Source organism: Streptomyces sp. NPDC059524 (assembly GCF_042749255.1).
Lineage (GTDB): Bacteria > Actinomycetota > Actinomycetes > Streptomycetales > Streptomycetaceae > Streptomyces > Streptomyces xanthii.
On sequence record NZ_JBHYTK010000187.1, the window covers coordinates 1 to 7118 of the forward strand.

Genomic DNA, 7118 nt, shown 5'->3' on the forward strand with positions numbered 1-7118 from the left:
AGTACGAGGCCTTGCGCCCGGCACGCCGAGAGCACGCACCAGACGCCGCCCGGCCGCCCTTCGGGCGACGACGGGACTTTGCGGACACGACCTAGGGCGTCTCGGCGGACGCCGTCCGCATGCGCCCGTACGCGTACACGCAGCCGGCGAGCGCCAGGTCGGACAGGAGCATGAATCCGATGCTGTACGAGTCCTTGGCGCTGTAGATGGCGCCCATGACGAGCGGCGGGACGAAGCCGCCGAGGCCTCCCATCGCTCCGACGATGCCGGTGACCGAGCCGACCTGGGGCTGCGGGGTGACCTGCGAGACGAGGGCGAACACGCTGCCGCTCGCGGTGCCGAGACCGGCCGCCATCAGCATGAAGCAGACGGTGCCCATGGGGTTCAGGGCCGGGTCGAAGGCCTGCATGATGGCGAACAGGGCGACGACGGCGAGCGCCCACGCGGTGACCACGGCCGGGTGGATCCGGTCCGAGAGCCAGCCGCCGATCGGCCGGAAGACGACCGTGACCAGCGCGAATCCGGCCGCCTTGGTGCCCGCCTCGGTGGGGCTGAGCTCGTACCAGGTCTTCAGGTAGGTGGGCAGGTAGACGCCGAAGGCGACGATTCCGCCGAAGCCGATCGCGTAGAGGGCGGACAGCTCCCAGGTGACCCGCAGCTTTCCGGCCTTGCCGAGCCGGGTGCCCAGCGAGGTCGACGGGATCGGGCGGTCCGGGTGGTCGGTGATCAGCAGGGCGGCGATCACCGCGTAGACGGCCAGGGCGATGGCGACGACCAGGAACGGCAGGTTCTCGCCGTGCTTGGCGATGCGCGGCGTGAAGTAGCCGGACAGAGCGACGCCGCCCATGCCCATGCCGAAGACGCCGAGCGCGAGGCCCCGGTGCGCGGGCGGGAACCAGGAGTTCACCAGCGGGATGCCGATGGCGAAGGTGGTGCCGCCGAGGCCGAGCAGGAAGCCCACGGCGAGCATCGCGCCGAAGTTGTGCCGGGCCGGGATGACGAGGAGCACCGGGACGATGGTGAGCGCGGAGATCAGCGGGAACAGCAGCTTGGCGCCGTAGCGGTCGGTGAGGGCGCCGACCGGGATGCGTCCGAGCGAGCCCACGAGCACGGGCACCGCGACGAGGAAGGACTGGGCGAACGAGCTGAGGTTCAGGTCCGACCCGAAGACACCGGCGAGCGGCGCGATCAGGTTCCAGGCCCAGAAGGTGAGCGCGAAGCCCACGGTGGCCACGATGAGGTTGCGGTAGGCGGCCGCCGAGGGTCCGCTCGCGGCCGGTGCCCCGGCCTGCGATCGCGTCGTGCGCGCGGAGGATGTCGTCACTCCTTCACGCTAGGAATCGGCCTCCCCGCCCTCCTGATCTGCTGCTCCGTTCGGGCGAACGGGCAGGCCCGCCTCCGTGGCCGCCGCGTGCAGCACGGCCCGCAGCATGGCGGGGGTGAGCCGGCCGGTGAAGGTGTTGCGCTGGCTGACGTGGAAGCAGCCGTAGAGGGCGGGTCCGTCGGCGAGGGCGACGCGGGTGCCGTGGGAGAAGACGGGGCGGGGGCGCGGCACGCTCAGGCCCGCCGCGGTGAGCGCCGGGAGGGTCGCCTGCCAGCCGAAGGCGCCGAGGACGAGGACGGAGCGCAGCGTGGGCCGCAGCAGTTCGAGCTCGGTGACGAGCCAGGGGCGGCAGGTGTCGCGCTCGGCCGGGGTGGGCTTGTTGGCGGGCGGGGCGCAGTGCACGGGCGAGGTGAGGCGTACGCCGTGCAGGGTCAGGCCGTCGTCGGCGGCGACGGCGTCGGGCCGTGAGGCGAGCCCGAGGTCGTACAGGGCGCGGAAGAGGACGTCGCCGGAGCGGTCGCCGGTGAACATGCGGCCGGTGCGGTTGGCGCCGTGCGCGGCCGGGGCGAGGCCGACGATCAGCAGGGACGCGTCGTGCGGACCGAAGCCGGGCACGGGCCGGCCCCAGTACGTCTGGTCGGCGAAGGCGGCGCGCTTGGTGCGGGCGACCTCCTCACGCCAGGCGACGAGCCGCGGGCAGGCCCGGCAGCCGGTGATCCGCGCGTCGAGCCGCCCGATCCCGTCCAGACCGTCCGGCCCTTCCGGTCCGGTCGGCACGTCCGGTCCGTGCATCGCCCGGTCCGCCCTTCCCGCCCCGTCCGTTCCGTCGGTCGCGTCCATCACTCCACCGTAGGCGGGACCGGGGCTCGCCGACGCGGGGAGGCTCTAAGGTCGAGGCATGGCAGCGGAGAATGCGCGGAGTTCGGGAACGCCGGAGACCCCCGGCGGCGGTGCCGGTGTACGGGTCGACAGCTGGATCTGGGCCGTGCGGCTGGTCAAGACCCGCTCGGCGGGCGCGGCGGCCTGCAAGGGCGGCCATGTGAAGGTGAACGGGACGAGCGTGAAGCCCGCCCACACCCTGCACGTCGGCGACGAGGTCCGGGTGCGCCGGCCCGGGGACCGCGAACGCCTGGTGATCGTCAGACGGCTGATCCGCAAGCGGGTCGGCGCGCCCGTCGCGGTCGAGTGCTACGAGGACAACTCGCCGCCGCCTCCCCCGCGCGGGGCGATCGCCCCGGTCGGGGTGCGCGACCGGGGCACGGGCCGGCCCACCAAGCGGGACCGGCGTGAGCTGGAGCGGCTGCGCGGCATCTTCGGCCAGGGCCCGGGCCCCGACGACGACAGCGGCCACGACGGGCCCTGAGGCCGGTCAGGAGGCGCGTCGCAGCAGCGCGATCAGTTCGCGGTCGTGCGCGCGGCGCGCCCACGCCAGGACGACGAGCGGCACCATGAGGATCAGCGGCGTCGCCGCGTTCTCCCCGTCGAACACGGTCAGTTGGGTGATGAAGGCGCCGACCAGCAGGCCGCACAGGGCGATCGGGGTGACCCCGGAGAGCACCGGGACCAACAGGCCGATCGCCCCGGCCAGTTCGAGCAGACCGATCGCGTACATGCCGGGCGCTCCCCAGCCGATTCTGTCGAAGGCCTCGACGGCCGAGGCGTGTCCGATGAGCTTGGGCAGGGCGCTCGCGAAGGCGAAGAACAGGGCGAGCAGCACGGTGACCGTGCGCAGCGCGATCCGGGCGGCGCGGGAGCGGGCCGGGGCGGCGACCGCGGCGGCGTTGACGGAGGCGGGGGCGGGGGCTGCGTTCGACACGATGACTCCTCGGGAACTGACGTGCGGTGTTCTTACGCAGGGTCAGACCCGCCCGGACACCGGAACTCATCGCTGTTCCCGCCCCTGATCACGAAGGACTCTCCCCCGGTCCCGCGGGAGTCGCCCTCGGTCACACGGGAATCGCCCGCACCCACGACCCGTCCGGCGTCAGCAGCCGGTCGATCTTCAACCCGGCCTCCGCCAGCGCCTGTTCGAACTCCTGCGGGGTCAGCGGGCGGCAGCGGTACGTCTGCGTCCACACCACGTCCGGGAACACGTACTCCACCTTCACCGCGCGCACCCCGTCACCGACCGGCTCCGAGTACAGCTTGCGGATCGTGAAGCGGCCGTCGACGACCAGCTCGCGCGGCAGGTTCTCGTGCGCGCCCGCCCGCTCGCGCTGGATCAGCACGCAGCCGTCGTCGGCGACGTGCCGGCGGCAGGCGGCGAGCATGCCGCGCCGCACCTCCGCGTCCCCCGTGTGCACGAGGATCGACGCGAGCATCACCACGTCGAACGTCTCGCCCAGGTCGAGCCCCTCGATGGTGGAGCGCACCGTACGCGCGCCCTTGACCCGCTCCAGCATCTGCGGCGACTCGTCCACCGCGGTCACCCGGAAGCCCCGCTCGACCAGCGGGTGCGTCACCCGGCCGACCCCGCAGCCCAGCTCCAGGAGCGTGGCGCCCGCGGGCACGGCCGCCGCGATGACGTCCGGCTCGTCCTCCACGGGCAGCCGCGCGTACAGCTCCACCGCGCATCCGTCGGGTGTGATGGCCCCCGGCCCCGTCGCCTCGTACCCCTCGCGCATCTCAAGGTCCATGCACGGGGAACGAGCCGCCCGCCCCCTCCGTTCCCGCTCCCGCGCTCCGCGCCGCGGAGAGGCACCATGGAAGGGGTACCTCTTCGTCGGCCGAGGGGAGAGTGACCATGCATCTCGCGCATCTGTCCCGCACCGGTGACGAGCCGCTCACGGCCCGCAGCCCGCTGCGCATGCGGCTGGGGCTTGCCCTGTTCGGCCTGGTCTGGACCGTGTTCGGCACCGTCGCGTTCCTGATCGCGCACCGTCCGTGGTGGGCGCTGGCCTGCGGGATCCTGTGGCTGATCACGACGGTCGACCTCTACCTGATCGTCCGCCACATCCGCCAGGGGCCGCACTACCAGCCCGGGCGCGACGTGCCGCCCTACCACCGCTCCCCGTGACGACGGGGGCGCCGGGAGCGGCGGTCAGTCGTCGAAACGGGCCGCCGCGAGGTACTCGGGCTGCGGGTCGAGCGCGGCGGCCAGCCGGAAGTGGCGGCGGGCCTGCTGCGGGCGCAGCCAGCGCTCATAGGTCCTGGCGAGGGCGAAGTGCGCGAACGCGTTGTCCGGCTCGCGCTCCAGGACGATGGAGAACTCCAGCTCGGCGGCGCGCAGTTGGGCCGCGGCGAAGAAGGCGCGGGCCCGCAGCAGGCGGGCCGCCGTGTTCTCCGGGTGGGCCGCGATCACGTCGTCCAGAAGCTTCACCGCGCCCCGGGGGTCACGTGCGGCGAGCAGCTGCTCGGCGGCTCGGTAGTCGATGACGTGCGTCTCGGGGGTGGCGTCGGGCACGGTGAACTCCCTCCTGGTGTCGACCACGTCAACACCACGGACCGTAAGGCCTATTCCTGCCCACCGCGCCGTACGCGAACACGCGGACGGCCCCCGGGAGCGGCTCAGGGCCCGCTCAGCGCCACCGCAAGCACCATCCCGACGACCACGAGCACAGCGCCGGCGATCATGAACGCCCGGTCGACGCCGGGCCGCTCCGCGCCCAGCACCACGGTCTCGCGCGGATCGTCGACGTCGTACGCGACGCTGACGACGCCGCCGGGCGGCAGCGGGCGCCGTCGGCTGGCCGGGACGGGCGAAGCGACCTCGACGACGCGTCCGTCACCGGTCTCGAACTGCAGCAGCGGCCGCGCGGAGCCCTGCTGGGGCGGCTTGACCAGTGCCTCGGCGACATTGGCCGCGGTGCGCAGCCGCCGGGTGCGCTGGAGCCCGTAGGCGCCGGCGATCAGTGCGACGAGGCCGCCCATCGCGATGCACGCGGCAAGCAGGATCACGCCGTCGCGGTGTGCGCGCGGCGCACCAGCTCGGCCCACACGGTGTCGACCTGCTCCACGAGGCGCTCGCGCGGGCCGTCGTTGTCGATGACGAGGTCGGCGATCTCGCGGCGCTGCTCGCGGGTGGCCTGGGCGGCCATCCGGGCGCGCGCGTCGTCCTCGGTCATGCCGCGCAGCCGGGTCAGCCGGTCGAGCTGGGTCTCGGGGCTCGCGTCGACGACGATGACCAGGTCGTAGAAGGGGGCGAGGCCGTTCTCGGTGAGGAGCGGGACGTCGTGGACGACGACCGCGTCGGTGCCGGCCGCCGCTTCCAGTTCGGCGGAGCGGGCCCCGACCAGCGGGTGCACGATCTTGTTCAGTACGGCGAGCCGGTCGGCGTCGGCGAAGACGATCGCGCCGAGGGCGGGCCGGTCCAGGGTGCCGTCGGGGGCGAGCACCTCCTCGCCGAAGGCCTCGACGACGGCCGCGAGCCCCGGCGTGCCGGGCTCGACGACCTCCCGTGCGATGCGGTCCGCGTCGATCAGGACGGCCCCGCGCTCCACCAGGAGCCGGGACACCTCGCTCTTGCCGGCGCCGATACCGCCGGTCAGCCCCACCTTCACCATGAGCGGAAGCTTAGGGCAGACCCCGGGCCCGCTCACCGGCCGGTCAGGAGTCCCCGGTCAGGAGTCGCCCTCGCGCTCGGCGAGGAACCGCTCGAACTCGAGGCCGATCTCGTCGGCGGAGGGGATGTCGGCCGGCTCGGCCAGCATGTTCCCCCGCGACGCGGCACCGGCCGCGGCGTCGTACTGGTGCTCTAGGCCCTGGACGAGCGAGACGAGCTCCTCGTCGCCCTCCTGCACCTGGCGGTCGATCTCCGTCTGGGTGCGGTGGGCGGCGGTGCGCAGTCCGTGCGCGACGCCGGGCAGGACCAGGCCGGTCGCGCCGGTGATCGCCTCCAGGACGGTGAGCGCGGCGTCCGGGTACGCGGAGCGCGCGATGTAGTGCGGGACGTGCGCGGCGACGCCGAGGACGTCGAAGCCGGCCTCGATCAGGCGGTACTCGATCAGAGCCTCGGCGCTGCCCGGGACCTGCGCCTCGTCGAACGGGCTGCGGTGGCCGGGGACCAGCTCCGACCTGTTCCCGTGCGGGGTCAGGCCGACGGGGCGGGTGTGCGGGACGCCCATCGGGATGCCGTGGAAGTTCACCGCGAGCCGGACGCCGAGGCGCTCCACTATCTGCTGCACGGCGGCCGCGAAACGCTCCCACTCCACGTCGGGCTCGGGCCCGGAAAGGAGCAGGAACGGGGCGCCGGTGGCGTCCTGCACGAGCCGCACGTCGAGCGAGGGCACCTCGTAGTCGGTGAACTGCTCGCGGCGGAAGGTCAGCAGCGGGCGGCGGGCCCGGTAGTCGACCAGCCGGTCGTGGTCGAAGCGCGCGACGACCTGGTGCGGCAGCGAGTCCAGGAGCCGATCGACGATCTGGTCGCCGGCCTCGCCCGCGTCGATGTAACCGTCGAAGTGATAGAGCATGACGAGGCCTGCCGACTCCTGGGCGAGCGCCATGTCGACCACGGCGAGCCCTTCCGGCTCCCACGTATACAAATCCTGCGGATCAAGCACAGTGACCGCTCCTCCTCGTCCTCGACAGACAGAAGAACAATCACCCCCACCTGATCCATTCCCGGGACGCGATCCCCTGAGAGCCGCACGCAGTGCGCTCCTCAGGGGCGCGGGGAACTGCGCGAGCAACCACGACGAAGCCGGCACCCGCACTCACACAGGTCAGCCCCCGCTGATGAGGCGCAAAAAACAGTGGGGGGGGCGCGCCCCAGTGCGGGGGCGGGGGGTGAAACAATAAGAAGGCGAGGGAGTTAGGGGGAGGGGCCGCCCCCCCCAGAGCGCGACCCACCGCGGGG

10 protein-coding genes are annotated in these 7118 nt (G+C 73.1%); 2 read left to right on the forward strand and 8 right to left on the reverse strand.

Features of this window, described 5'->3' with window-relative positions; genetic code table 11:
* Positions 1 to 91: 91 nt before the first annotated feature.
* Positions 92 to 1324, reverse strand: coding sequence for a NarK/NasA family nitrate transporter (locus ACFW9D_RS33975; RefSeq protein WP_188339537.1), 1233 nt, complete (start codon positions 1322 to 1324; stop codon positions 92 to 94).
* Between the two features lie 9 nt (positions 1325 to 1333).
* Entirely contained in the window at positions 1334 to 2116 is a 783-nt protein-coding gene (locus tag ACFW9D_RS33980; RefSeq protein WP_384628513.1) for a uracil-DNA glycosylase, read from the reverse strand.
* Positions 2117 to 2222: 106 nt separating this feature from the next.
* Here ACFW9D_RS33980 and ACFW9D_RS33985 point away from each other — a divergent pair, with 106 nt between their 5' ends.
* Positions 2223 to 2687, forward strand: a complete 465-nt coding sequence (locus tag ACFW9D_RS33985; RefSeq protein WP_384628491.1) for an RNA-binding S4 domain-containing protein — start codon at positions 2223 to 2225, stop codon at positions 2685 to 2687.
* A 6-nt stretch (positions 2688 to 2693) separates the two neighbouring features.
* Here the strand turns inward: ACFW9D_RS33985 and ACFW9D_RS33990 are convergent, their stop codons facing one another.
* Together ACFW9D_RS33990 and ACFW9D_RS33995 are read right to left on the reverse strand one after the other, a co-directional pair.
* Positions 2694 to 3140, reverse strand: a complete 447-nt coding sequence (locus tag ACFW9D_RS33990; protein ID WP_384628494.1) for a DoxX family protein — start codon at positions 3138 to 3140, stop codon at positions 2694 to 2696.
* 130 nt (positions 3141 to 3270) lie between these two features.
* A complete protein-coding gene (locus ACFW9D_RS33995; RefSeq protein WP_223206176.1) occupies positions 3271 to 3960 on the reverse strand; it encodes a bifunctional 2-polyprenyl-6-hydroxyphenol methylase/3-demethylubiquinol 3-O-methyltransferase UbiG in 690 nt (229 codons plus the stop codon).
* Positions 3961 to 4067: 107 nt separating this feature from the next.
* On the opposite strand from ACFW9D_RS33995, the gene ACFW9D_RS34000 reads away from it, so the two are divergent.
* Positions 4068 to 4340 (forward strand): DUF6343 family protein, encoded by a 273-nt coding sequence (locus ACFW9D_RS34000; RefSeq protein WP_384628497.1) that lies wholly within the window; start codon positions 4068 to 4070, stop codon positions 4338 to 4340.
* Between the two features lie 24 nt (positions 4341 to 4364).
* Here ACFW9D_RS34000 and ACFW9D_RS34005 read toward each other — a convergent pair whose 3' ends face one another.
* The 4 genes from ACFW9D_RS34005 to ACFW9D_RS34020 form a co-directional block, all read right to left on the reverse strand.
* Positions 4365 to 4727 carry a tetratricopeptide repeat protein gene (locus ACFW9D_RS34005; RefSeq protein WP_188339534.1) on the reverse strand — a complete coding sequence of 121 codons (363 nt, stop codon included), beginning with the start codon at positions 4725 to 4727 and terminating at the stop codon, positions 4365 to 4367.
* Positions 4728 to 4831: 104 nt separating this feature from the next.
* Positions 4832 to 5221, reverse strand: coding sequence for a DUF3592 domain-containing protein (locus ACFW9D_RS34010; protein WP_188339533.1), 390 nt, complete (start codon positions 5219 to 5221; stop codon positions 4832 to 4834).
* Entirely contained in the window at positions 5218 to 5826 is a 609-nt protein-coding gene (coaE, locus tag ACFW9D_RS34015; protein WP_384628500.1) for a dephospho-CoA kinase, read from the reverse strand. Before coaE ends, ACFW9D_RS34010 begins: the two co-directional genes overlap by 4 nt.
* A gap of 57 nt (positions 5827 to 5883) precedes the next feature.
* The gene (locus tag ACFW9D_RS34020; RefSeq protein WP_384628503.1) at positions 5884 to 6822 is read right to left on the reverse strand and encodes a PAC2 family protein; all 939 of its coding nucleotides are present in this window, start codon (positions 6820 to 6822) and stop codon (positions 5884 to 5886) included.
* Between the last annotated feature and the right edge of the window lie 296 nt (positions 6823 to 7118).

What these genes read in the sequence shown, in the direction of transcription:
- ACFW9D_RS33995 (WP_223206176.1), bottom strand. Translation starts at nt 3,960, where the DNA reads ATGGACCTTGAGATGCGCGAGGGGTACGAGGCGACGGGGCCGGGGGCC.
- ACFW9D_RS33985 (WP_384628491.1), top strand. Translation starts at nt 2,223, where the DNA reads ATGGCAGCGGAGAATGCGCGGAGTTCGGGAACGCCGGAGACCCCCGGC.
- coaE (WP_384628500.1), bottom strand. Translation starts at nt 5,826, where the DNA reads ATGGTGAAGGTGGGGCTGACCGGCGGTATCGGCGCCGGCAAGAGCGAG.
- ACFW9D_RS33980 (WP_384628513.1), bottom strand. Translation starts at nt 2,116, where the DNA reads ATGCACGGACCGGACGTGCCGACCGGACCGGAAGGGCCGGACGGTCTG.
- ACFW9D_RS34000 (WP_384628497.1), top strand. Translation starts at nt 4,068, where the DNA reads ATGCATCTCGCGCATCTGTCCCGCACCGGTGACGAGCCGCTCACGGCC.